At 38.6% G+C, this 25,535-nt stretch carries 18 protein-coding genes, 1 tRNA gene and 2 pseudogenes; 13 read left to right on the plus strand and 8 right to left on the minus strand.

Translation table 11 applies throughout. The features are described from left to right. Nucleotides 1-153: 153 nt before the first annotated feature. Nucleotides 154-228: transfer RNA gene (locus EPG66_RS09505), tRNA-Arg, on the plus strand. A 179-nt stretch (nt 229-407) separates the two neighbouring features. Further along, nucleotides 408-1,673 carry a tyrosine-type recombinase/integrase gene (locus EPG66_RS09510; protein ID WP_143990434.1) on the plus strand — a complete coding sequence of 422 codons (1,266 nt, stop codon included), beginning with the start codon at nt 408-410 and terminating at the stop codon, nt 1,671-1,673. Nucleotides 1,674-1,731: 58 nt separating this feature from the next. On the opposite strand, the gene EPG66_RS09515 is transcribed toward EPG66_RS09510, so the two are convergent. From EPG66_RS09515 to EPG66_RS09535, 5 genes are all read right to left on the minus strand, one after another. Beyond that, nucleotides 1,732-2,901 (minus strand): S8 family serine peptidase, encoded by a 1,170-nt coding sequence (locus EPG66_RS09515; RefSeq protein ID WP_182686631.1) that lies wholly within the window; start codon nt 2,899-2,901, stop codon nt 1,732-1,734. After that, nucleotides 2,898-4,745, minus strand: a complete 1,848-nt coding sequence (locus EPG66_RS09520) for an ABC transporter ATP-binding protein (RefSeq protein WP_143990436.1) — start codon at nt 4,743-4,745, stop codon at nt 2,898-2,900. The genes EPG66_RS09515 and EPG66_RS09520 overlap by 4 nt, the downstream gene beginning before the upstream one ends. A 69-nt stretch (nt 4,746-4,814) precedes the next feature. Further along, nucleotides 4,815-4,988: a hypothetical protein gene (locus tag EPG66_RS09525; RefSeq protein ID WP_155740523.1), complete on the minus strand. Its 174-nt coding sequence runs from the start codon at nt 4,986-4,988 to the stop codon at nt 4,815-4,817. A 38-nt stretch (nt 4,989-5,026) separates the two neighbouring features. Further along, nucleotides 5,027-6,349, minus strand: coding sequence for a radical SAM/SPASM domain-containing protein (locus tag EPG66_RS09530; RefSeq protein ID WP_063880370.1), 1,323 nt, complete (start codon nt 6,347-6,349; stop codon nt 5,027-5,029). Nucleotides 6,350-6,366: 17 nt separating this feature from the next. Next, complete coding sequence (locus EPG66_RS09535) at nt 6,367-7,161, minus strand: hypothetical protein (RefSeq protein ID WP_182686632.1); 795 nt, start codon at nt 7,159-7,161, stop codon at nt 6,367-6,369. Nucleotides 7,162-7,649: 488 nt separating this feature from the next. On the opposite strand from EPG66_RS09535, the pseudogene EPG66_RS09540 reads away from it, so the two are divergent. Beyond that, nucleotides 7,650-8,940: pseudogene (locus EPG66_RS09540) on the plus strand (sugar porter family MFS transporter); the annotation flags it as partial. Nucleotides 8,941-8,993: 53 nt separating this feature from the next. Further along, nucleotides 8,994-9,190: pseudogene (locus EPG66_RS23005) on the plus strand (integrase); the annotation flags it as partial. Between the two features lie 253 nt (nt 9,191-9,443). On the opposite strand, the gene EPG66_RS09545 reads toward EPG66_RS23005, so the two are convergent. Continuing rightward, a complete protein-coding gene (locus tag EPG66_RS09545) occupies nt 9,444-10,163 on the minus strand; it encodes a hypothetical protein (RefSeq protein ID WP_197275994.1) in 720 nt (239 codons plus the stop codon). Between the two features lie 1,444 nt (nt 10,164-11,607). Between EPG66_RS09545 and EPG66_RS09550 the strand changes: the two genes are divergently transcribed. The 3 genes from EPG66_RS09550 (at nt 11,608) to EPG66_RS09560 (ending at nt 19,065) form a co-directional block, all read left to right on the plus strand. Next, nucleotides 11,608-17,121 (plus strand): DUF3320 domain-containing protein, encoded by a 5,514-nt coding sequence (locus EPG66_RS09550; RefSeq protein WP_182686635.1) that lies wholly within the window; start codon nt 11,608-11,610, stop codon nt 17,119-17,121. 137 nt (nt 17,122-17,258) lie between these two features. After that, on the plus strand, nt 17,259-18,425 hold the full coding sequence (locus EPG66_RS09555) for a restriction endonuclease (protein WP_143990439.1): 1,167 nt from the start codon (nt 17,259-17,261) through the stop codon (nt 18,423-18,425). Nucleotides 18,426-18,501: 76 nt separating this feature from the next. Continuing rightward, on the plus strand, nt 18,502-19,065 hold the full coding sequence (locus tag EPG66_RS09560) for a hypothetical protein (RefSeq protein ID WP_143990440.1): 564 nt from the start codon (nt 18,502-18,504) through the stop codon (nt 19,063-19,065). A 396-nt stretch (nt 19,066-19,461) separates the two neighbouring features. On the opposite strand, the gene EPG66_RS09565 is transcribed toward EPG66_RS09560, so the two are convergent. Continuing rightward, nucleotides 19,462-20,541: a hypothetical protein gene (locus tag EPG66_RS09565; protein WP_182686637.1), complete on the minus strand. Its 1,080-nt coding sequence runs from the start codon at nt 20,539-20,541 to the stop codon at nt 19,462-19,464. A gap of 174 nt (nt 20,542-20,715) precedes the next feature. On the opposite strand from EPG66_RS09565, the gene EPG66_RS09570 reads away from it, so the two are divergent. From EPG66_RS09570 to EPG66_RS09590, 5 genes are all read left to right on the plus strand, one after another. Beyond that, nucleotides 20,716-21,156: a hypothetical protein gene (locus EPG66_RS09570; protein ID WP_143990442.1), complete on the plus strand. Its 441-nt coding sequence runs from the start codon at nt 20,716-20,718 to the stop codon at nt 21,154-21,156. Further along, a complete protein-coding gene (locus EPG66_RS09575; RefSeq protein WP_246379251.1) occupies nt 21,125-22,366 on the plus strand; it encodes a relaxase/mobilization nuclease domain-containing protein in 1,242 nt (413 codons plus the stop codon). The genes EPG66_RS09570 and EPG66_RS09575 overlap by 32 nt, the downstream gene beginning before the upstream one ends. Before the next feature lie 192 nt (nt 22,367-22,558). After that, complete coding sequence (locus EPG66_RS09580; RefSeq protein WP_143990443.1) at nt 22,559-23,230, plus strand: DUF4755 domain-containing protein; 672 nt, start codon at nt 22,559-22,561, stop codon at nt 23,228-23,230. A gap of 28 nt (nt 23,231-23,258) precedes the next feature. Beyond that, nucleotides 23,259-23,591 (plus strand): hypothetical protein, encoded by a 333-nt coding sequence (locus EPG66_RS09585; protein ID WP_143990444.1) that lies wholly within the window; start codon nt 23,259-23,261, stop codon nt 23,589-23,591. A 193-nt stretch (nt 23,592-23,784) separates the two neighbouring features. Next, the gene (locus EPG66_RS09590) at nt 23,785-24,111 is read left to right on the plus strand and encodes a hypothetical protein (protein WP_143990445.1); all 327 of its coding nucleotides are present in this window, start codon (nt 23,785-23,787) and stop codon (nt 24,109-24,111) included. Here the strand turns inward: EPG66_RS09590 and EPG66_RS09595 are convergent. Beyond that, a complete protein-coding gene (locus EPG66_RS09595; RefSeq protein ID WP_143990446.1) occupies nt 24,099-24,890 on the minus strand; it encodes a DUF4225 domain-containing protein in 792 nt (263 codons plus the stop codon). The genes EPG66_RS09590 and EPG66_RS09595 overlap by 13 nt on opposite strands. 82 nt (nt 24,891-24,972) lie before the next feature. On the opposite strand from EPG66_RS09595, the gene EPG66_RS09600 reads away from it, so the two are divergent. Then, the gene (locus EPG66_RS09600; protein WP_143990447.1) at nt 24,973-25,455 is read left to right on the plus strand and encodes an Hcp family type VI secretion system effector; all 483 of its coding nucleotides are present in this window, start codon (nt 24,973-24,975) and stop codon (nt 25,453-25,455) included. Nucleotides 25,456-25,535: the final 80 nt, after the last annotated feature.

Below are 25,535 nucleotides of genomic sequence, written 5' to 3' on the forward strand. Positions count from 1 at the left end.
AGTCTGGATGACATCCCGGACTTCAGTACAGCAGTTTCCGCTTTCTGCACGTAACGTTAGCGTGCGCAGAAAACCGGGATTGCTGGCGGAATGAGCAAACGGACGGCGATGTAGTGAATCTCACTGCCTGTTTGCGCTATACTGCGCGCCGCTGTCCTCTTAGTTAAATGGATATAACGAGCCCCTCCTAAGGGCTAGTTGCAGGTTCGATTCCTGCAGGGGACACCAAATGCTAGTCTCTCAACGTATCTCAAAGTCTACTTTACCCATTCCATTCAGTCACTTAACTAAACCCGATAGTCCACCTGCGTCTCCATCGGGCTCACAAAATCCACAGTGTCATGTTGGTACAATTGTTGGTATGTTTGGTTCGATAATGCAGATACCATCAGCCGGGGATTTTTACTATGCCGCTCACTGAGTTAAAGGTAAGAAATGCTAAGGCTGCTGTGAAGCCGGTCAAGATGACAGACGGTAATGGTATGCATCTTTTGATTACCCCACACGGTTCCAAATACTGGCGTTTTCAGTATCGCTTTGGTAGCAAACAAAAGATTCTTGCTCTCGGTGTTTATCCTGAGGTCACGTTATCGGAAGCCCGACGCAGAAGAGACGAAGCTAGGCAACTCGTGGCAAATGGCGTTGATCCAAGTGAAAAACGCAAAGCTGATAAGGTCGAGATCAAAGGGCTGCTGACATTTGAAAAGGTTGCACGAGATTGGCATTCCAGTAACAGGACCTGGTCGGAAAACCACAGAACTACTGTGTTAAGCAGTCTTGAAAGTCATTTATTCCCTATTATTGGCAATCGTAATATCACAGAACTCAAAACCCGTGACTTACTGATTCCACTAAAAAGGGCTGAAGCAACAGGTCACCTCGAACTCGCTTCACGTCTTCAACAACGCATAACTGCGATCATGAGATATGCTGTCCACAATGCATTGATTGAGCAAAATCCTGCCTATGACCTCGCTGGTGCTGTAATTTCTAAAAAAAGTATTCACCGCCCTGCCCTTCCTTTAGAACGGTTACCAGAGCTCATGCAACGCATTGAAGCTTACAGAGGCAAAGGCATAACACAGATTGCGACCCAGCTTACACTCCTGACATTTGTACGTTCGAGTGAATTAAGATTTGCACGTTGGTCAGAGGTAGATTTCAAAAACTCACTATGGACTATACCCGCAGAGCGACAAGCACTCATTGGGGTTAGATATTCAGCAAGAGGGGCAAAAATGAAAAGCCCTCATCTGGTGCCTTTAAGCAAACAATCTAAAAAATTGTTGTTACAGCTACATGCAATCAGTGGTGGCAAAGATCTCATGTTCATCGGATTTAGTAATGACGACAAACCGATCAGTGAAAACACAGTCAACAAAGCCCTTAGAACCATGGGATACAATACCCAAACTGAAGTTTGTGGGCATGGTTTCAGGACTATGGCTTGCAGTGCATTGATTGAATCCGGGCTTTGGTCAAGAGACGCCGTAGAGAGGCAAATGAGCCACCAAGAGCGTAACAGCGTTAGGGCAGCTTACATCCATAAAGCCGAGCATTTAGAAGAGCGGAAACTTATGCTGCAGTGGTGGGCTGACTATCTGGAAGCTTGTAAAGAAGAAGCACAAACACCTTTTTACTTCTCAAAAAAATCCCAATCTACAGGGACGTAATTTTTTTGATAGTTTTTAATTAATAAGCATAAAACACTTAGAGTTACTAAATTCTAATTCAGACAGTTATTCTTCCTGCACCATAAAATACATCAAAGAGGTCAGGATATTTTTCTTCTTTTCCAAAAATAAACTCATGCCTTACCTGCTCGTGCAGATTTATAACCATAGATTCAAAGCTTGAATAGTTTTTATTTAAATCTCTAGAAGCCTTATTTTTTAAATTGTTAGCTATTTCAATTGCTGTTTGGTTCATTGAGAGCGATAAATTTAGTGCTGCAACACCAGCCGCTACCGCGCAAGCTCCGCTTGTGCCTTTAAAATTATGCGTATATTTCTTCAGGTCTGCGGAGAGCGTGGTAAGACCTAAGTTTTTAATTTCTCCATTTGAAGAATAGGCATCATGTGATGGAGCACAAAGATCGATACCAGGTCCAAAACAAGAATAAGATGCTTTCTCATAAAAAGGGCTAATAGCTGATACAACTAATACATTGCTGAGGGTACTTAGATTATTGCTAAAATGAGATGAAAACTTCGGTTCACCATTAATATTTTGTGAGTATACTATCTTTTTATCCCCGTCATAGTTAATAGGGCAATTACTATTACCAGCTGACCACAAAAAAAGCACACCTTTACCTCTTCTCCCTCCTTGAGAGGATAAAGAAGAGATCAAATCAATACTTTCATTATTAAGAATAAAATCAGGAAGCTTTGACCATGTATTTACGAATATATCAACTTTATCCGAGAGAGCCTTAACAAACTGCTGAAATCCAGATTGGTTTATGATAAATCTGTTATCGTAAGGCCATCGGATCGGTAAAATCTTTACCGTAGGGGCAATACCTACAGGAAGGCTATTGCTCAATGGCCCAGCTATCAGACCACAAATTGCCGTTCCGTGCTTGAATTTATCAGAGAAAACTCTATCAGCTTTCGATTTATCTTTAGTTATATTAAGCTTACCGTTTTCAATGTAAGTAAATGCTTCAATATTATCTGAGTAATCATTACTAAAATTGTCAATCAAACACCCATCATCAGCTACTGCAACAACTATGTCACTATCACCAAAAGACTGATTTGAATTCCAATAATATTCAGCATTAACTGAACATAAAGAGCCTGATGTAAAAGAGGGATGCTTACCATGCAAGTGCCATTGGTGATCATAAAGAAGATTATCTTTTAAAAGAGAATTAAGGGCATCAAATGATTTCACTGAGCATCCTCCAGAGATACAGTTTCATTTTCCCAATGCTGTTTATATTCTTTACAACCTATCAAAAGTTCATGGTGCTTCCCTTCCGCGAATACACTACCATTTTTTATGAAAATCACTTTATCCATATCATTAATGATATCAACACTATGAGATATACATATTACTGTTTTATTCGAAAAAAAGTTTTTGAGATTTTCCAAAACTTTCGCTTTGGTATTTGGATCTAATGCTGAAGTTACTTCATCAAGTAAGAGAACATTATGTTTTTTAATTAAACCACGAGCTATATTTAACCTCTGCAATTGCCCACCCGACAAAGTAGAACCTTTATTCCCAATTTTTGTATTTAAAAGAGAGGTGAAACTTTCTTTTTCATTCATAAGGTCTTGCAAACAAACCGAACTCAGAACATGCTCAATTTCATTAATAGATAAGCTTTCCTTAGAAGTGCAAATATTATACAAAACCGTATCATCAAAGAAATTTGCGTCCTGAGATACATATGAAATGTTCTCTCTTAGACTTGAGGTATTCAAATCATCCAATTCAGATGTATTAATCAATATAGAGCCATCACTTTCATAATCATATAATCCTAACAACAACTTTAAAATCGTTGATTTGCCACACCCTGTAGCACCGACTAAACCTACCTTTTCTCCTTTTTTAATTTTGAAGTTAATTTCTTTCAAGACCAGCTTTTCGCCGTGTTTCATTGAGACGTTTTTAAACTCAATCAATTCGATATTATTTAAACAGTGATAACCTTCTTTTTCTTTTTCATTCTTTATCAGTGTGTTTAAGCTTGTATTGAATAAAGCATATGCACGAAACAAAGCAGTGAATTGGTCCATTAATGTCGAAAAAAGTCCCTCCAGTTTAAATACCAATGCGTACACAACAGCCACTTCACCTGAAGAAATACCTTTTGAAATCCATAGAAACAAGATCATCAGTGTTATGATAGCCATTATGAGTGAACTTGTAATAATCATTATCGTCTCTGATCTCGTAATTGACCTTAAATACAAAGCAGATTTATTTATAAAATCCTTTAGTGAAACCACTATCCTGTTAGATTCATTTACATCATTGTATTTAGAAAATAACTTCAGAGTTAAAACGTTATTGAAACTATCGCTAATTACTCCATTGACGTTCACGGATTGATTTGCCGACTCACGAGCTAGTTGTTTTGTTTTAGGAACATAAACTTTAGCAATAAAGAAAATCGCGAGCATCCACGTGAAAATTGGAGCAAGCAAATACAGGTTAATCGACGCCATAACAGAGAAGGAGAATATAAAAAAAGCGGTTGTAACCCAAATATTCTGGAAGAACAGAGAAGACATTTCATTGACAGCCTGACCAGCCTGCCAAATAGAAGATGTTATTTTACCAGGATTATTACTGTCAAAAAAAACCATCTTATTTTTCAAGGTTTCTTTGTAGAGCTGAACTCGAACTAATGCACTTAATTTCGAGTAAACTGCTTGATTTATTGTTAGTAAATTTAAGCACCTTAATAGAGGCCTAATAAACAAAAGCATTGCCAAGAAAAGAATAATAAAAATCTGGTTATCGCTTAATGCTTTAATGATAGTATCGCGATCCCGACTAACCTCACTAATCAGATCAACAAGCTTTCCTGAAGAGTGAATTATAAAAACCTCACAACCAGAACATAATAAACCAAGTATGAAAAGTGAAGAAGCTAAAATCTTATGTTCTAATGCAAGTTTAATTAACACTCTTAAAGAATTCTTTTCTTTTAGAAAACCATTATCCTCTTCAAATGGCTTAATAAAGCTCTCAAATTTTTTTAAAATAGAAGTTAGCATTTTCTATCCTTATTTAAGCAACAGCGATAAAGCGCTGTTGCTTATCCCTATTGATAATTAAGATTTCATTTAGAAGTGTCCACCGACACCCGGTCCGCCACCACCAGCGCCTACGGCACAGCAAAGGAACTCAAAATTACCTTCTTCATCTTCAGGATGTTTTGAAATAAAAGTAATTTCAACATCTTCATCCTCTAGATTAATATTTTTCTCACTTTGATGCAATTTCGAATCAAGACTCATTTTACTCTCCTTTGATTGGAAAAAACACTACTCACACATCATTCCGCCAGAGACTGCTGTACTCCAAATTTTAGCAATTCCCTGGTGATATGACATATCGGGCCATGCTCGGCTATGCCATTCTTATCGTAACGTGCAGACAAGCATCCTGAGGCACAACTCCATCTGGCAAAACATTTAGAACAATCACTAAATGAAGTATTATTAATTTGCCTTAAAGAATTAACTTTTTTCACATCAAACTTAAAGTCATTGTCTTTGAATGTCCCAACATGGAACAGGTCATAACCTTCATTTTCGCTTCGACTATATCTATGACAACCTGCGACTTCACCTTTGGGAGTAACAGCGAACTCTACATTACAAAAACGGCCCCCCCTGCGATCAACGTTACCCATTAGCTTGTTTGTGACATTGATGCCATTTTCTTTAGCTAAAAAATATGCTTTTTTAAATTGATCTATGAACTCTTGTTGTTTGGGCTTTGAAAGTTCACTATCAGTCGCTCGGCCAATCTCAGCCATTGGTTCCATGCGAACTTCCTTGGCAGAGGTATAGTCCCTAATATATTCGACCATTTCGACTAACCGTCCTGTTGATTCGCTAGATAGAGTCGTCCTGAAATGATAAGGAACACCATGCTTAGTTAATAATTCGCTTGTTCTAAGTAGCGCTTTTTGTGAACTTTTTCCATTAGGGAAAGGACGGTTCAGTTGAAGATCGGGTAATACATCAAATGATAAAGTTACAAAGTCGATATTTTTTTTGAGCCACTTTGCCTTTTCGTCATTGATTAAGACTCCATTAGTTATTAACCTGATATAAGTATTAACACCAGCCTCGTCAGCTTTATACTTTATGTAATTATTTATCCATACAATCAATTCCCATTCCGTAGTAGGTTCTCCACCTCCAAGGTACCTGAACTCTGCGGTGTGACTATGGATTGATTTTGCATTCTCAATAGCAATGTCTACAGCCTTTTTAGCTATTTCTTTGCTCATTGCTTCACTCTTCTCACCTGTGGCCCTGGCATAACAATAGCTACAAGCCAGATTACATGTTTCAGTGAGTAGCAAAGTGGCCTCAAACGGTTTAAATTCCTCAAGATCTTCTATTACAGGTAATTGCTTAATGTGTTCTCCAATAACATTCCACTTGGACAGTTTTTTTATTATCGGATGATTTATTTCTTCAGCATCCAGATTAACATGATTTGCAAGCTTTTCAATTAATGGTAAAGAAGCCTTACTACTTTTAAAAGCTATACCTCTTAAAGGCAGATGAGAGTATATAAGCCCATCATCTCCTTCAAAGTGATACATGGGTGTATTCAATACTTTATGCTCTGATGAACTCATAACTCACCTCACTCTATCTAAAGTAATATAGTTTTTAATTTCTCTTTAAGTTCTTCTTCTAACTTTATTTCTTGCGTATTTCCTTTATCAAGAAAATTTGAGTGCCTTTTATTAAGAAGTCGATGCAAGTGGTAGTGAGATGGTTTATTGATTAAGATTAATTTCATTCCATCGGGAAATTCAACACCACAATGTCTTGTTTCATTCGCATACTTATCTGAAACTAATTTGGATTTGCTGAATTTAAGGTTTAACTCTTTCTTCCAGACTCTTATGTGTGGATTAATTAGCTTCTTGCCATACATGTCTTTGTACATTTTTGAATTTACAATATAAGACGATCTAGAATTCAATGTATAGCATTCAGTCATTATGGCTTGGTGTTCAGCATAATCTGTGCAGATTCTCTCATAAAAAGAAAGATCATAAACATCATCCGCATCATGTTGCATAACCCAATCAACATCTTTTTTGTACAAAATGTCTAAGGCAGCATTGCGAGCTGATATCTGATCATAACCCCCATCTCGGATCGAAGTTTCATAACCAGAACCATAGTTCCCACATTTAATTTCGAACTTATGCGAAAAACGCTCTAATAATTCCAAAGAGGCAAAATTTTGATTTATGTTTCCGTTATCAGTGATCAAAATAAGAATGTTAGAAACAAATTCAGAGCGTGCTGCAAAAGATAGTGTTTTAAAAGCCAGCAATAGCTCATTACTACTGACCGTGCAAAAAATCCCTACAGAACACCCATACTTAGCTTGCTTACAATATGCTGGATCATTATTAATGATGTGTTCACTCACTACTCACCTCCATGGAATTCCAAGAAGCTAACTCATCAGTAACGTGAAAGGTTAAAATCAACCTAACACTACTTTTGTGAAGTTATATTCATCAGAAATGTTTCAGAATAGGAGGTTAGTATGTAATTTTGTTAATTTTATGTTGCGTGTAAAACTTTGCATTAGCTCTGGACTATAAAAAAAATCACTATTTATGTATGGACACTCCACCATTAAACAGAATTTTCAACTACAAATTTTATTTTTATTTATTAGCTAAATAGGTTTTCCATATTAATAAGTTACATTTATTAAAATCTTAATACTCCTCTATATTTTGCTAATAATTCAAAAAAATATATTTATCATGCTAATTATACATGTTTTAGTAATCAAGAATTTCGTTTCTGTATTTGAATGAAGTTTCCAGATTATTGCTCACATGCGAGTGAAAATTCACATCATGCCGTCTCATACGAGATGTGTTGTCCAGTCAAAACAATGAATGTCTTTTTGTATCCATAACAGCAGCTCTCGCTGGGCTTCTCCTTGGACTTGATATAGGTATTATCTCAAGTGCCCTGCCACTCTGGTAGCCGCGATTGGAGCAATCTGTAACGGCTGGGTTTCACATAGACTGGGAAAAAAGTACAGCCTTATGGCGGGAGCCATACTCTTCATAATGGGTTCCCTTGGATCAGCCTTCGCCATAAGTGTTGAAGCTCTGCTTACATTCAGGGTTTTACTCGGACTGGCCGTTGGTATCGCCTCCTATACCGCCCCTCTCTACCTGTCAGAGATGGCAACAGAGAATGTACGTGGAAAAATGATTAGTCTTTACCAGCTCATGATCACCTTTGGTATTGTCGTAGCTTTCCTTTCGGATACAGCATTCAGTTACAGTGGCAACTGGCGGGCAATGCTGGGTGTTCTCGCTATACCAGCAGTTGTACTTTTCGTCATGGTTATTTTCCTGCCCAACAGCCCCCGCTGGCTGGCTTCAAAAGGTCTGCATGTTGAGGCGGAAGAAGTTCTGCGAATGCTTCGTGATACCTCAGAGAAAGCCAGACAGGAACTGAACGAGATAAGGGAAAGCCTTCGTATGAAGCAAGGGGGGTTTTTTCTGTTCAGGCAAAACAGGAATGTGAGACGCGCCGTCTACCTTGGTATGTTGCTGCAGGGCATGCAACAGTTCACGGGTATGAACATCATCATGTATTACGCTCCTCAGATTTTCAAATGGCTGGTTTCCAGAGCACACAGGAGCAGATGGTTGCAACCATAGTAGTTGGCCTGACCTTCATGTTTGCTAACTTCATTGCGGTCTTCACCGTTGATAAAACGGGAAGGAAGCCAATCCTTAAAATTGGATTCAGTGTAATGGCATTCGCCACTATGGTTCTGGGCTACTGCCTCATGAAAGCGGGTCAGGAAAATATCAGTTCCGGTCTGTCATGGGTGTCAGTGGGTATGACAATGTTGTGTATAGGTGGCTATGCCATGAGTGCTGCCCCGGTGGTCTGGATACTGTGTTCAGGGATACAGCCTCTGAAATGCCGGGACTTCGGGATTACCTGCTCAACGACTACTAACTGGGTTGCCAACATGATATTCGGAGCAACCTTCCTGTCACTTCTGGGAAGTATTGAGCCTGCAGGAACGTTCTGGCTGTATACCGGCTTCAACCTGATCTTTATCGTGATAACTTTTCTCCTGATTCCCGAAACCAAAGGAGTCACTCTTAAGCATATCGAAAAGAATCTTATGTCTGGCAAGAAGCTACGTGATTTAGGTCAATAAATTTCATTTTTTAATAAAAGCCAGTAAATAGTGACTGGCTTTTTTTGCATTGAACCATGGCTCGTAGTGCATTAATTGAATCCGAACTTTGGTTAAGACACCCTGTAGAGAGACAAATAAGCCATCAAGAGCGCAATAGCGTTTGGGAAGCTTACATCCATAAACCAGAATATTTAGAAGAGCGAAACTCATGTTGCAATGGTGGGCTGACTATCTGGAAGCCTGTAGGGTGAGAACGCTAACGCCCTAAAACTTTTCTAAAAAAGCTATGCATTAATTCCTAAAATCACTTGGGTTAAAATGGGCCTACCCCTAATGATTCGAACATTCTGATTAGCTTCATATTTCATTATCATTTTATGTGTTCTATTGAAATACCCCCCTTAAAACATCTTTAATACTAGGCAGTTAAAATTCAGTGTATTGTTAAAAACACTAATATTTTATATATTAGTGTTAAAATAAAATAATCTTATATCATGCAAGATAAAGACTCAGAAGAATTACTGATCATTTGAATTTTTTTGGCGATGTGCACGGAAGCGTTCTTCAAAAAAAACCATTATACCAGGATAGTGCTTCCTATTAAGCGAGTAATTGTGATTACCTAATTTAGGGAAAACATAAGCATAGTTAGCATTTTTCATAGAGTTCTCAGAAAAAATATGATGGCCGCTTAACCAATCGTTGACAGCTTTCTCTACTTTTTCAGGACATACCTCAGTATCACCAACCTCTTCGTTAAGAACTTCATTTACTGGTATATAGGGAACAATAAATGTTACAGCAAATCGACGATACGCTTCCTTTTTACTCAAGTCTCCAGAATCCTCCCAAGCCCTTCGCATCGCACGAGCAATATAAGTATTGCCATCGGAACGAGACCCAATAGACTGCACAGTTTGCTTTGCTTCAATTGCAAAACTACTGTTTGGGGACTGAACAAACAAATCACAACGACCATGGCGCAGAGACCCGCTATCAACCCCAGGTACAAGAGTGCGGTAACGCTTCATCGTAGAAAACTCTTCCAAAGCGAGCCAATTTTTCAGCGTCCATGCGGCTCCAGCCAAAACACTTAGCGAAGCCCTTTCATTATACCACCATGGGTTATCGTACTCATTAGTTGAGGTATAACGTATGATGGCATTAATCCAAGCATTTAGAAGGTTTTGTAACTCATCATCACTTTTATAAACCTGAATTGCTTTAATAGTTTTCACTTATTTTAAGCCTTGCATCTAAAAATTAACGATAATTTTATTATTTAAAAAACCAAAATCGATATAAAATATTATTTATATGGTTAACTAAAGGTCAATAAGCAACCACCTCTTCTTGTGGAATTTTGAAATGCAATCTTTATGGCTTAACTGACGACAAAACGTGAAAGTTGTGTGCTGCCACCTCAGCTAAAAAAATAAAAATCTGGATACTCATATACTGGGAAAGGCCTCCAGGAAGATTACCAAAATATTTTTCAGGAAGAGTATTTTTATTAAACCACTAAGATAACTGGATTCAATGCGATAACAAAGTTGATTTTAACGATTTCTTTCGGACCACTACATTTACATATTCGTAGGCATAACTCACTCCTGAAGGAAAAAATCAATCTAAGAAAAGAACATAACCTTCATCGATAAATAATAAGTTAGGCCTTTGTTAAAAAAATCCACATAATCATCTAAATTTTTATTATACTTTAAACAAAAAAAGCCCCGCAAGGCTTTTAATTGTTACTAGTTAGAAATTACTAAGGTTTGGAATTTTTACTAGGTTTTACCTTTGGGTTATTTCCCGGAGTTTTTTTGTTATCACGTTGACGCTGATCAGGTTGTCCTGTTGAATCAGCAATTCGTTTCGGACCAGGCTTAAGTGCCATAGAAATTCTCCTGTGAATGTTTGAAAAGGAACCCTTCTGTTCAAAATATGATCAATAGTTGGCTATATCAAGAGATCTTTTGACAAACTGATAGGGATTTGATCAAGGTCTAATTTTTAAGAGTTCATAGCAAGATGAACATAGATACAACTAATGCTAAATCTCGTTCTGACCGAGATACTTTCTGAGTGTCGTATTGCTTGGCTGGAGGGTTACACTCGAATCCAGCCGGGTTTAGACACATAATCTGAGTAGTGAATAAACATTACTGGAGTCATACGTAAATCGCTTCAAGCACTATTAACAGTATTTAAAAGTCACCCATCATAATTCTATAATAAATCAAGTGCTTGTGCAGATTAACTTTAGTTATATCTGGAAACCAGTTCTTGGTAGCCACCTAAAGCATTCAATAGATTACCTAATAATGTACCTGTACCTACATTAGGCATAAAATTTTCTAAGCCCAACCAAACCTTTTTCACAACGTTATGCTGTGTGGGTATAAATTACCTGCAACTGGGCTACCTATTTTCTGACCTTTAAAGCACCAAAGCATCAATCTTACTTATATCAAACTCCTTTCACCTTAGCTATGGCTTTAACGGCCTTATTTAAGCACATGATTTTTAAGAAGTAAAAAATAACAACCAATATTAATTAGAAAATTCTTAATTTTCACGCTGAAACATTCTAATATGTACAGAAAAATTGCAGTGATTTAAAGCTATTAGCATAACTCACTGATTAACTGATAAATTTTCAATTCAAGGTTATGCGTAATGGACGAAATTGAAGGCTCGCTTTACAAAAACTCCAATCTGTCACTCAGCCAGAAACTTGAAAAGTCGCGAGCAGAGTTACTCGATCTGACAGCTAGAAATCGTTTACTTAACATACCAAAATCAAAGACTACAAAATTTTTGGAAGTAGTTAATGAAAGATCTGACATTTTGTTCAAGATGCTTTTTGAAGAAGGCAAGCCGTTCACTTTTCTTCATGGTCGAGAAGATAAAAAAACAGATGAAAGCAATGAGAACAATGAGACAGACTCAGAGTCCGAAGATATTATTTTCTTAGATGACTCCGAAACCAACCACAATGATACAAAACTCCAGACCAAGCTCACGCCAAAGACATTACAAAAAAAGTTATTAGATTTATATTATGACTCAAAGACCCTTGAAGAAGAACAAGGCGTAAACATCCTGTTTCTATCGCTAGGATCGCTTAAATGGATAGATCCTAACAACAAAGCAAACATACGGCATGCCCCTCTTTTATTGTTGCCAATTGAATTAATGCGAGCTAAAGCAGGAGAACGCTTTAAAATTAAAGTCAGGGATGAGGACATCATTAGCAACCTGTCGCTTGAGACATTCCTCAGCCGTGTTCACCAAATCACCCTACCTCCCCTGAGTATCGATGAAGATTTTTCTTTAACGAATTACTTCGCAGAGATAAAACAAGCTGTATCATTGAAAGAAAGCTGGGAAGTATTAGAAAATGAAGTCAATCTAGGTCTGTTCTCCTACGCTAAATTTATGATGTATACAGATTTAGATCCTGATAACTGGCCTTCAGATTCAAAGATCACAGATCAGGAATCAATAAAGTGTCTTTTAGAAACAGGCTTCTCTGGTGGAGAGTTAATCTCTGACGACATTGTAATTGACTCAGTCATCCCCCCACGAGAAATGCTTCATATTTTGGACAGTGATAGCTCACAGACTCTTGCCATTCACGAAGTACGTAATGGTAAAAGCTTGGTTATTCAGGGTCCTCCAGGAACTGGTAAATCTCAGACAATCGCAAACATCATAGCTTCAGCTGTAGCAGACGGTAAAAAAGTATTGTTTGTAGCTGAAAAGATGGCGGCCCTTGAAGTAGTTAAGCGCAGACTTGATCAGGCGGGTGTTGGAGATGCTTGTTTAGAGCTACATAGCAATAAAACCAACAAAAGAGCATTCCTTGAAGAACTGAAGCGAGTCTGGGAACTCGGTTCACCTCGGGGAGAATTTCCAGATACATTAGTCAATAATCTCACAGAAAGCCGAGATATCCTCAACAATCACCCGGCAAGAATTCATAAAACGTACATGCCATCTGGCTTAACGCCATACAAGGTTATGGCGCAACTGGTACGTCTCAGACAATCAGGTTTTGATCCTAATGATTATAAGCTTAGCGGTTATGAATCATGGAGTAACGACGATTTCGCCAAAAGACATGCACTTATTGATGAATTAATTGAGAGGATAAGTGATATTGGCATTCCTGATTCGCACCCATGGAATGGTATCGATAGAACTGAGATACTTCCTAGTGAAGTTGAAAGACTCACTGCCTCATTAACGAACCTGAAGTCTGAACTTTCAGATTCTATTGAAGAGTCTATCAATCTTTCTAAACTTACCAATGAAGCCTATCATATAGGCTCATTAAAAGAGTTACAGGAATTCATTCTAATAGCTGAATTAATTAACTCAGCGCCTAATTTATCACCTGAATCATTAAGTTCGCCATTATGGGCCACTTCTAAAGATGAGACAAAGACGTTAATTGAAACTGGATTCTCATTTAAAGAACTCTACAGCAAGCTTGAAAAAGAATTACATGCAGACAAATTCAACACCGAGGTCGCCAGCCTTTCAGAAGATTATCGTAAATTACCTGTAGATATTAATATTAATGCTTTTACTACTGCCTATAAACTGAAGACACTTACACCTAGAATCTTAAAAGAGTCTTCCAGATTGCAGCAGGAGTTGGGTTCTAAAATCGGATTCTCGAATTTAAGTGAGATTGAAAGTCTCATTGAGTTGGGTGAAAGTATTACTCAAGCTCCAAATGTGAGTCCAGAAGCATTCATTGCCACTGTCTGGGAAGGTGGTATTGATAAAGCGGCAAGTCTGGTTGCAGATATTAAACAGCTTAGTATTTATAAATTAAAAATCAATCTCATCTTTGTTGAAAAGGCGTGGGAAACAGATGTAGAAAGCACACGAAACAGCCTTGAAAACAACACTGGCGCTTTTAAATTCCTTAATAGCGAATGGCGAAAGTCGAAAAAGCTTACCCTTTCATTGATAAATGATAAAGGTTTGACGATCCCTCAGCAGGTTGAGTACCTCGATCTGTTGACAAAAGCACAGAAATTGAGAAAATCCATCATTGATTTGAATGAGTTTGGACAGTCTGCATTTGGTTCAGACTGGCGAGGTGAGAATAGCGATAGTGAATTGCTGAAATCACTTGTCGAATGGATGCGTACCTTACGTGGTATCAACTCTGAGGCCCGAATAATTGCAAGTCGCCTCTCCAACAAAGACGCCTTAGCATATCAAGTGAGTCAGCTTAAAAAACTCACTCATGAAGTTTTAGGTGAAAGCCGTATTCTTTGGGATTCATTAGGAGCCACGCCAGAAGAGTTTTTTGATAACTATTACTCCGTTAAAAGCATTCCACTAGAATCACTTCTTGTAAAGTCTGAAGTGCTAAGCACTATGGACTCCGCGTATAAAGATGTTTTCGTCAAAAATGAACCCTCTGTTTCTGATCGTATTGAATTGTTGAGTTTGTTATCAAACGCCCAGCAAAAAATGAATATCATTCATACTTTCGATAATTTAGCTCAGTCAACCATGTATCCATTATGGTTGAAAGAAAACAGTGACTGGGATCTGTTACTTCAATCTCACTCATGGATTGAATTAAATAACGACCTAAGAATCTTAGCGTCTAAATTAGATGACAGACAGGGTTTAGTTGATAAATCCCGAAGCTTGAGTGAGTCTATTCAAGCGCAGTTTGCCAAACTCACATCAGTGTTTACTTCGCTTAGATCTTCCTATGGATCAATTTTCAAAAATGAAAATATTCATGAAATACTATTTAATCCAGTCTATGACAAGATTACTCTTTGGATAGATAATTCTGAACAACTTTCAAAATGGGTTGCCTGGCAAAACCGTGTAGAGCTGGCGAGAACATTTGGTATTTATCCATTAATCTCCGATTTGAGTAGTGGAGTTCTTTCCCCTGAACGTTTAGCGGGTACTTTTGACAGAACTTATTTCGACTCAATTCTGTCTGTAATGGTCGAAGATGAGCCAGAACTGGCTCGTTTTGATGGTGATTTGCATTCAAGAAGAGTAGCAAGCTTCGCTGAAATGGATCTGCGAAGAATAAAAGCTTCGAGTTTTGAAGTTGTAAGAGCTCACCACAGAGCAATTCCCTCTAAAGTTGGCGTAGGCCCTGTGGGTGTACTGCGGGGTGAGATGGCACGCAAACGTGGCCATATGGCGATTCGACAGCTCATGACAAAAGCTGGTGCAGCTATTCAGGCCTTAAAGCCAGTTATGATGATGAGCCCTCTGTCAGTTGCCCAGTTTTTAGTACCAGGTAAGCAGTCGTTTGATTTACTGGTAATGGATGAAGCCAGTCAGATCCAACCTGTAGATGCATTAGGAGCTATTGCACGAAGTAAGCAGATGGTCGTTGTCGGAGACGAACGTCAGTTACCTCCAACTTCTTTCTTCGCCAAAATGACAGGTTCCGCAGATGAGCAGGATGATGACGAGTCAGCACAAGTGGCGGACATTGAGAGCATACTTGGACTTTTTGTTGCCAGAGGGTTGCCTCAAAAAATGCTTCGCTGGCATTACAGAAGCCGCCACCAGTCATTGATTGCTGTGTCAAATAGCCAGTTTTATGAAAACAAACTTTTTATAGTTCCCAGCCCCTATACACAAGAAGCAGGTATGGGCCTAAGTTTCCATAAAGTTGAAGATGGCGTATTCGAATCTGGAAGCAATGCAAACGAAGCAAAACGCGTAGCAACAGCAATTCTCGAACATGCAAGAAGCCATCCTCATTTATCTTTAGGTGTTGCTACCTTTTCTGTTACCCAGAGAAAGCGTATTCAGGACGAGCTTGAAGTGCTTCGCAGGTTGAACACTGAGTTCGAGGACTTTTTCTATGCACACCCAAGCGAACCGTTTTTTGTAAAAAACCTTGAAAACATTCAGGGTGACGAACGCGACGTCATTATCATTTCTGTTGGATATGCCAGAAATCCACAAAACTACATGGCAATGAGATTTGGTCCTCTTGGAGCAGAGGGTGGTGAAAGACGCCTGAACGTTCTTATCAGTCGAGCCAAAAGGCGTTGCGAAGTTTATGCCTCAATCACTGACGAAGATATCGATCTTGAAAGAGCTAAAGGTAGAGGTGTCTTCGCTTTTAAACTTTTCCTGCAATATGCAAGAACAGGACGCTTGTCAGTTGCAGAACAAAGTGGCCGTTCAATGGACAGTGTGTTCGAAGAACAGGTTGCAAATGCTCTTCAAAAAGAAGGCTTCCAGGTCCACCCTCAAGTTGGTATAGCAGGCTTCTTTATTGATTTAGCCATTGCCGACCCTGATATGCCGGGTCGCTACCTTATCGGGATTGAATGCGATGGTATGACATACCACTCTTCCCGTTCTTCAAGAGAACGAGATCGCCTACGTCAGGCAGTGCTTGAGGACCATGGTTGGATCATTCATAGGATTTGGAGCACGGATTGGTTCCAGCGCCCCGAAGAGCAACTACAGAAAACTCTCTCTGCTATTCAGGCGGCTAAGAAAGAGCTCGAAAATCGTTCTGAAACTTCTCTATCTCGGTCAAGAGCTGTACCTGTCGAGATAGTGACAGTTGAAAGAGAGACTGTCACAGAGATTGGTCTTGAGACAATTGAAGGCAGTTTCAATGAAACTGTGGCATATGTTGAGGCGGTTCCTGACGTTGACACAAGATTCCAGATTCATGAAACCCCAGTTGGCGTTCTCGCTAAGATAGTTGAGCAAATTGTTCTTGTGGAAGCCCCAATACATGTGAATGAAGTCATCACTCGTGTCAGGTCAGCATGGGGTTTACAACGTGCAGGGGCCCGTATTGAAGCCATTGTTAAAGATGCAATAAAAATTACAACCTCAAATTCCTCATTTTGCCTGGAAGATGACTTTTTATACAATGATAGTCTTTCAATCACATTGAGAGACAGAACGAATGTTAAATCAGCAGGATTAAGAAAGTCGGAAAACATATCTAATAAGGAAATGGAGGCAGGAATCATTGAGATTATCAATAAAAGCTTCGGTGCTACCCAGGACGAGTTGGTCAATTCTGTATCAAGGGCCATGGGCTTCAAGGCTACAAGTGGTACTTTAAAAGGAATTATCACATCCGTTATTCAAAAAATGGAAAGTGATAATAAAATAATTTATAAATCACCAATGTATTATATTATATAATACTTATTTAGTGGCTTGCACTCCAAGCGCCACTAAATACATAGAGAGTTGAGACACAAGAATATTATTCTCGTGTCTCAATTAATAAAAAGACTCAGTTAACTCACGGTTTTTACGAATAATATGGACAACCCTTTATGATTTATCAATGTTATTCATGTAGTAAGACATCTTTTGAAATTATTTGCCCATGGTGCTCTGGCGGAGTTCCAACGGCGACAAAATCATGGGGTACAAAAACACACATCCCCATAACCTCAGAAGAAATGATACCTCTTAACCCTTCTTTTTATCCAGAATTTCAATATCAATCAAAAGGAGTTATAAAAGACCTGTTCGGGAAAAAGAAAGAGCAATCCCAACTCAATAGCCTCCTTCAAAATGTTCTAGATAAATATGCAACGTTTAAGGATCCTTACTTCACAAATTTCATTTACACGACAAAATTTTCACATGATAAGCGTTCAGAGAATAATGTCACTGAAGACAAAAGTACCTACTCTGATTTTATTTTGTTTCGCGAAGTACTTGTTCGAAAGGGTTTTGATGAGTTAGAAGAGCTGCCAATGCTTTTGGACAAGCTTTTACTTACCACATCATTCAACGCTTTATATAGTGGATTTGCGAATGAGATCAAAAGGCATATCAAACCTACATTAACAGAATCTTTAAAATCATGGATTGAAGAAGCAGGAACAACATTTCGAGCGGATCTATCTTTATTTCTATATTTTGTCTGGAACAATAAAATAACCTTCCCTGCATTAGATTTCAACGAGAATGCTCAAAACACTCCAGGCACACCATTAATAACGATTGATAATGTTAGAAAATATACATCAATCTGTGAAACTATATACTTTGACATTTTAGTCGAAAGATTGGCTACACGTCTTGAGCACTTCAATCCTGATAAATATGTTAATATGTACTCAGTAGATTCGATGAATGGATTTGAATTTGAAGACTTTTTAGTCAAAATATTCCAGACTCTCGGATATGATGTTAAAGAAACAAAGAGAACTCAAGATCAGGGTGCAGATTTATTCGTCACTCGTTTCGATAAAAACATTGTTATCCAAGCAAAAAACTATTCTGGCTCAGTTGGTAACTCAGCAGTACAACAAGCTATCTCCGCTAAAGCATTTTACTCATGTGACGAAGCAATGGTTATTACAAATTCATATTTCACTAATTCGGCGAAAGAACTTGCAGAATCAGCGAAAGTTCGCTTAGTTGACAGAAATGAACTGCAAAATTATCTTGAGGATTATAATCAAAAAATAATTGAAAACTTTTCTTAGTTTGGTCCCATCTCTTAGGTCTAAAATATATAAACATCACCTTTGATCAATACAATTCCATTATAAAGGAAAGCGAATGAAAAAGATTGAACTTAAATCAATAGCTAAAGATCTTTGTGGTTTTGTCGCCACTTTAACATTAGCTTATTATGCTTGTAAATATATCATAAAGCACCCAGACACTTTTCACCTATCATCTCTCATTACAAAACCGAATGATACACTTTTATTTTCTGTACTTATAATCGGGGGGATAATTATATCTACTTGGTATTTTCATAGAGGTAAATCTATTAAGGCATTAAATGATGCGGCACTTTCTGCTTCAGCAACTTATGTGGCTTACTCCGCTTTTTACAAAAATATCCTAGGTAACACTGCAATATTTGATTTTTTTAAATCACTATTTGACTTGGAAGACCTCCTGATACTTAAGGTTATTATCCTAACCTGCTTAGCTGCAAAATTCTTTATCTGCGCAATTGAGTTTATTCAGGAACGCGTTAAGGAAACATTAAACTCTCTCAAAAAAAGTGAACTTAGCGAACTCACAGAAAAAACGCCTGAAAACTCTAAAGAAAACCTTATATCTGAAATATTAAACACTATAAAATTTATTGTCAGAAGCAGGAATAATTAAAAATCAATTTTTCCAGACCTTTTCATTGCCGCAATAACGATAATTGTTATTGCGCACCAAATATCAACAATTACAACCCAAGCAGTTATACTGCTATCGAACATAGCCAATATATTTAACGATAATATAAAAATTGAACATATAAACATATTAACCCCCAAAGAAAACACCAATATATTCTTAATACTTCCGAAATCTATATTTGTCAAGTTGATCAATTAAAGAATATTTTTACTTAAAGCAAGGGCTAACTCAAAGAAGCTCCGCTTCTCTGAGTTGCCTTGCTTTTCTGCTCTATGTTTGAAAAGAAAAAATCAAGATAAAAAGACGTGCTTCAGTTATTTAATCCTAACATAAGTGGATGCGCAATCTGCTAATTTAAATGACGCTCTAAATTTAAATTATAGAATTTATTTGATTGAGCATTAAGTTAGATAATGCTATAAGTTGCCTTATGGCGATATTACTCTTTTCACTTTGATCGCTACCATGAGCAATTTCATTCCTTATCTTGATAAGTTCCTCAAACATATCAAAAAGCTTATTTTGCTCATCTAAACTTGAGCAGTCGGCTTCAATAATCCATTCACAAATAAATGAAGTCATTTTCTTCTGATTCCCAAGCTTCTTACGCGATTTCTGAATCCCTTTGAGCTCCCCGAATTTGTCATTTTTTTGATGGAACGACATAAGAAAATCTTCGCAATAAAATACGTTCTCAATAAGCTTATAGAAGCATAAAAAACTTTCATCAAAGAAGCCTAAGAATTGATAATGAATGCCTTTCTGATAATATTTTTTGTATTGGACAGGAATTTTATCATATGTATCTTTTAAGGATATTAACTTATCTTTACGCAGAAGAAATGGGTGTATAGGATTATGCCCAGCCGTTTGGATCCCTCCCCCTGATTGCAAAATCCTAAAATACATGCCTTCTTCATTTAAGTATAGGTTTAATGATGAGTGTGAATATTTTGCAAAATATCCTGATAGCTCTATAAAAGACACTATCTCATTTTTTATTTTCTCTGCTCTTTCTTTAAAATAACTTGTAAAGTATATTTTATTTACGATATCCTTGCTTAAACTTTCATTATCGTTATACCTCAAACTCAAATCTTTTCGGAATTTTCCGTAATTCATTTCTTCATCAGAAAAATCAACTGTAACAATGTACTTTTCAGTAATATCGGAAAAATGATAATCAAGACATTTAATACTTATGGTTTTTATTTTTAAATATTCAATTTTCACTTTACCTTGGAAATCAAAAATTGCCGTTGGAATTTTTAAGGAATCATCCATTACCACTGACTTAGCTTTTTCCTTGTGTATTTTCCTATCTGCAACGGCATTAGCAAAACTAAACCCCGCATCAATATGAAAATCTAGTGTAAAGGAAACATCTTTATTACTTTCAGCTAGGAAAACATCCCAATCGATAAACTCAAAACTTCTAATACCATGTTTCATTCTGCGTACCTCTCAACCTGAATAGGATCAAACACTTTTAGAGCTCTCATAGTACATTCTCTCATTTTTTTAATCGAGTAATTAGTAATAATGACAATGCCTTCTTGACAAACCAATAAAGACCCAATAATAATTTAGTTAAATATTCAATTTCATATATGAAAAGGAGTTCATATGGAAAATAAATCACCCATTCCTCGTGTAGGCAAAAGCATTGTCCCTTTGATTAAAAGTTCCTCAAACCTTACTAACGTGATTCCAGAAACACTCAGAACCCATTGTGTTAGTGTCCGTCTTAATAACGCCGAATTGATCAAGCTAAACGAATTGAGAGGAGATTACGCAAAAGGCGAATGGTTACGTATGGCTTCTTTGCAGAAGCTCCCCATGATTGTACCTCCTGTAAACATCGATACATGGAAGACTTTGGGTGAGATCAATCAGAAATTAAACCGTATTGCTTTCCATATCGATAGTAAGAGTAAAGACAGCCAGCTTACGAATACAGAGCTGTTTGCCGTAAGAAGACAGATCATAGAGCTTCGCCAGAGCCTTATCTCAGCAGACGTATGGAGTGCCCCTAATGAAAGGTATGCAGAAGATTCGGAGAGGTAAGAGCTTCGCTGGCGTTGTCTTCTATGCACTGAAACCTGGTTCACATCATAGAAGTGATCCAATCGTCATTGGCGGGAACATGTTAGGTGATTCAACCCTTGAACTGATAGCTGAATTCGATAGCACCAAGCATCTTCGCCAAGATGTCGCAAAACCAGTTTGGCACAACTCGCTTCGCCTGCCACAGGGTGAATCCCTTACAGCGAAGCAGTGGGATGTGTTTGCTGACGACTACATGAATCGCATGGGGTTTAGTGAGACGCACTTACGCTGCTATGTCTTACATGACGACGAGGCCGGCCAGCACATTCATATCATTGCCAGCAGAGTCGACTTAGTTGGGGGTAAGCTTTACCTAGGTAGGAATGAAAACCTAATCAGCACGCGAGTAATTCAGGAGCTTGAGATGGCGCATGAACTGACTAAAACAAAAGGTCACTCGCCTTCACATAGCCCTTCCCCATCCAGTAAGCGTAAGAGGCTATCACGAAGTGAGGAACAGAAAGAGAAGCGCGAAGGCCAGCAAAGCCCCAAAACTTTCCTGCAGAACACAATAGATACACTCCGCAGTACTCACAATGGCATTCCGAGCTTCGTTAAAGCACTTGCTGAGAACGGTATAACGACCATACCCAACATTTCCTCCACGGGCCGTATGAATGGTTTCTCATTCGAATACTCCGGGATCGCCTTTAAAGCTTCCCAGCTGGGAAAGTCTTACTCATGGGCCAACCTGCAAGAGAAGCTTCGCTACGAACCTGAACGTGACAATCCTCTGCTGTTTGCTTTGAAAGCTTCAGCTATGGGAGGTAATGAGACGAGTGATTCAGATAAAGAAGTTACTAAGGTAGCTATTACACCGTCATTACCAGCTGCTTTAGAATCCGAAGGTACGCCTCCTCCTATTTATGATCATAGAGCTGGAGCGTCAGAGACAACCGAAGCGCAGACCCTTTTCAACATAACGAGTACGTCAGGCAAGCAACCTAGTAGGGCTGACTACTTCATGACAAGGGTATTAGAGTGGCTACTGAGCATTCCTTACCTGGCCGCTTTCACAGACCTGCTCAAAAAGGCAGGTAAGACGTTTCTCCACCAAAAATCCTCATTTTCGACAATTCATACAGTCCTCTCAGCTGAGCCTGAGTTATCTGAGCCACCAGGCAGCAGCAAAATAGTGACTGAACGCACAGCAGTGCCCTTTCGATAACCTCCTGCCTCTACGCAATTTTCCAGTCTAAGTTCTTATTTGCACAAGCAATTGATCGTTTTTACAGATCGATAATCTATATATGATAGTCATTACCTATCAAATAAGGATCATCGATCGGTACAAGTGATTTGCTTAAGTTTTGAACTCGTTCAAAAATGCGTCGTAAAAGCAGTTACCAATCAGCTAGTTATGAGCGACTTTAAAATAAAGGTGCATAAAATGGACACAGCGGCTTTGAGCGGTCAGAAAGTGAGTAAACCATCGTTCTTTCGTTCGATTAGATTCTGGATTGTTGTGGTAGTGATTTTCTGGATTCTGACTGATTCAAATCCTAGGGACACTGCAGGGTTCCTGTTCATGTGGACGTTACCTGCCTTCTTCTTACTCCTTACGGCATATGTGTCATACACACATAAAAGAGCAAACGCGTCGACTATCGACCTGCTGAACGTCAATGACAACGGTCTGTGGATCCATGAGTTCCAGGACAGCAAAATGACCATTGATACGAATCGGAAGTTGCTAACTCTCGAAGCAGGTAAGCGCAAGAAAGCTTACAGGTTTAGTGACGTCAAAGGCTGGCGATATCATTTAGCCGTTGGAGGTGAAATCGTAGCTTTTGATTTAGTCGGTATGGCAGGAGCTAAAGGTCAAAACAACCTTACCCGCCTTAAAAATTTCGAAAACTCAGGGTTCTTTATCCAGGTGAGAGACATTGAATGCCCGGAATGGCAGATCAAATTTCACCCCCGTAAAGGCCGGTTTCACCATGAACGCGGGATCCGTGATACGGAAATGCAATTAAAACAGTGGTGTGAAATTTTTGATCAGACACTCAACAAAACCACAGCAACACAATAATTATCAATATCAAATAAGGGATTAAGAAATGAATAAAATTTCAACAGTTGTAGTCCTGTCTTTGTCAGTTTTGCTCACTGGTTGCGACAGCGAACCCTCCTCTTCCGAAATCCAGAAAGCTATGCAGGAAAACATTGAGCACACAAACCAGCAAGCCAGACAGCGGTTCGGTGAAAACAGCAAAGACATGCTCACGACTCTGAACAAAGCTGACAAGGTTTCCTGTAAAGAGTCTGAGGCAAAAGGGACATATCTTTGCAAAGTGGATACTGATATAACACTACCAATGATGGGCGAGAAACAAACCGTAGCTGAATTCAAATTCACGAAAAATGAAGGTAACTGGAAAGTATCACCTTAATTGAATCCAATAATTAACAAGCTCATTTTCCAACGAAATTTCAAAGCACATATTTTATGCGCAAGTGTTAGCACCAGGGAACCATTCAAAAAAATAAAAAACCAGAAGCCTTTCAAAGGTCTTTCCGGTTTGTATAGGGCTTAGGTATTGAGTTACAATCAGACTATCTTAAGACAAATGAATGACGCTTATTATGAACAAAATGCAAATCGAAGAAATGCTTGTAAAAGAGGGGTTTACGCCAAAAGAAGTCTCTGTGATACGTCAGCATGCTGAGAAAGACGGTTATCCTTATCCCTGGCTCCTTTCACAGTTAAAGAAAAGATTCATAGTTGCAATGATATTAATAGCAATCCTTCTCGCAGGACTCATTTATACTATTCGCAGTGGTACACAAGAAAACCTTGTTTCGTATTCGATCACGCTTGTAGCAGGTTTCGTTATTTTATATATATTCGTACCTTTGAAACCTGCATTTAAAGCCTACAGATTCATTAAAAAGCATGGTCACTCTTTGTAAGTGTCAGAGATTGACTTTATGGCTGAAGCGTCATTATAGACTTCAATGAATAGCTCTTTTCTGCTCATTTCCTTAATCCCGCGAACGTAGTCGGTATTAAGAAAATAGTAGAGCCGCCAGGCCTCAGGTTTTTGTACCAGACGCACGATGCCATAGAGAGACAGTGCCAGGTCCATTGAACTGTATGCTAACTGCCCAACCCTCTGATCGAACCCCAAAAACTCAGCTGTTGCTACATAACCCTGTTTGAGTAACCCAACACTATCAGTTTTGCCATACACCAGGTTCTCAACAGACTCCTGAAAGCCGTTGAGTCCATGCAGAACCAACATTCCCCCAAAGGCAGAACCTATGATTGTCCCTGACGCAAGGGAAGCACCGATCACTGATACACCGGCTATTACCTGCATACCGCTCAGCACTACCCCAACGCCATTAATCACATAGCCCCAAAAATCTCCATTCCTGACCAACTGCACCGAAGCATGAACCGCAGCTGTTCCTGCTCTTAGCATTCTGTCCTGAATCGTAAGGTACTCATTTTCCTTTTTGAGATTCTGGATGCATTCCTGGCATTGATCATCAGTGGAGCCAGAACGGATAACGTTAAGCTGAGCGTTAACGAAAGCCTTAACGTTATCCTGGAACTGTAACCTATTAAATCCGTCTTTAAGGTAGATGTGAGAAAGGTGATTAGCATTGCTTAGCAGCTGATTTGCCTCAGCATGAGCCATAGTCAGAAAGTAATCCTTGAATCGATCTGGTTTCCAGTAGTCCATGACTGTGCCTTTATGTCATTATACGTATCATTAAGTTTATTTAATCAGATTACCCTTCTCAGGGAAAGAAAAAGGACCAGTCATGAGTACAGACCTCTTCCTAAAAATTGATGGAATTACAGGTGAATCACCGGACAGTAACCATAAGGGCTGGATTGCTATTGAATCTTTCACATGGGGCGCGAACCAGCCAGGGAACATGTCAGTTGGAGGCGGAGGTGGTGCTGGAAAAGTTCAGTACCGCGATCTCTCGATTCAGGCCCTGATAGACAAAGCAACTCCAGCTATAATGCGCTATGTCTCTAACGGCAAGCATATTGGTAAGGTAGAGCTATCGGTATGTAAGGCCGGAGGGAGTCAAATCGAGTATTGCCGCATTACGCTTGAAGACGTTCTTATCACCAATGTGATTTTTAATGGTACTACTAACCGTGACCTGATAGGAGTCTCATATCAGTTCCAGGCATCAAAAGTTAAAACACAGTACTGGGAGCAATCTGCAAGCGGTGGCAAGGGTGCTGAAACACAGTCAGGTTGGGACATTAAATCTAACAAAGAATTGTAATTCTAATTTGGATAAGTAACTCAAAGTCTTAATGTAAACCATTAATCAAATGGAAAAAAGTATTAATATAATATTGAAGA

This window comes from Pantoea pleuroti (genome assembly GCF_014156615.1).
Lineage (GTDB): Bacteria > Pseudomonadota > Gammaproteobacteria > Enterobacterales > Enterobacteriaceae > Pantoea > Pantoea agglomerans.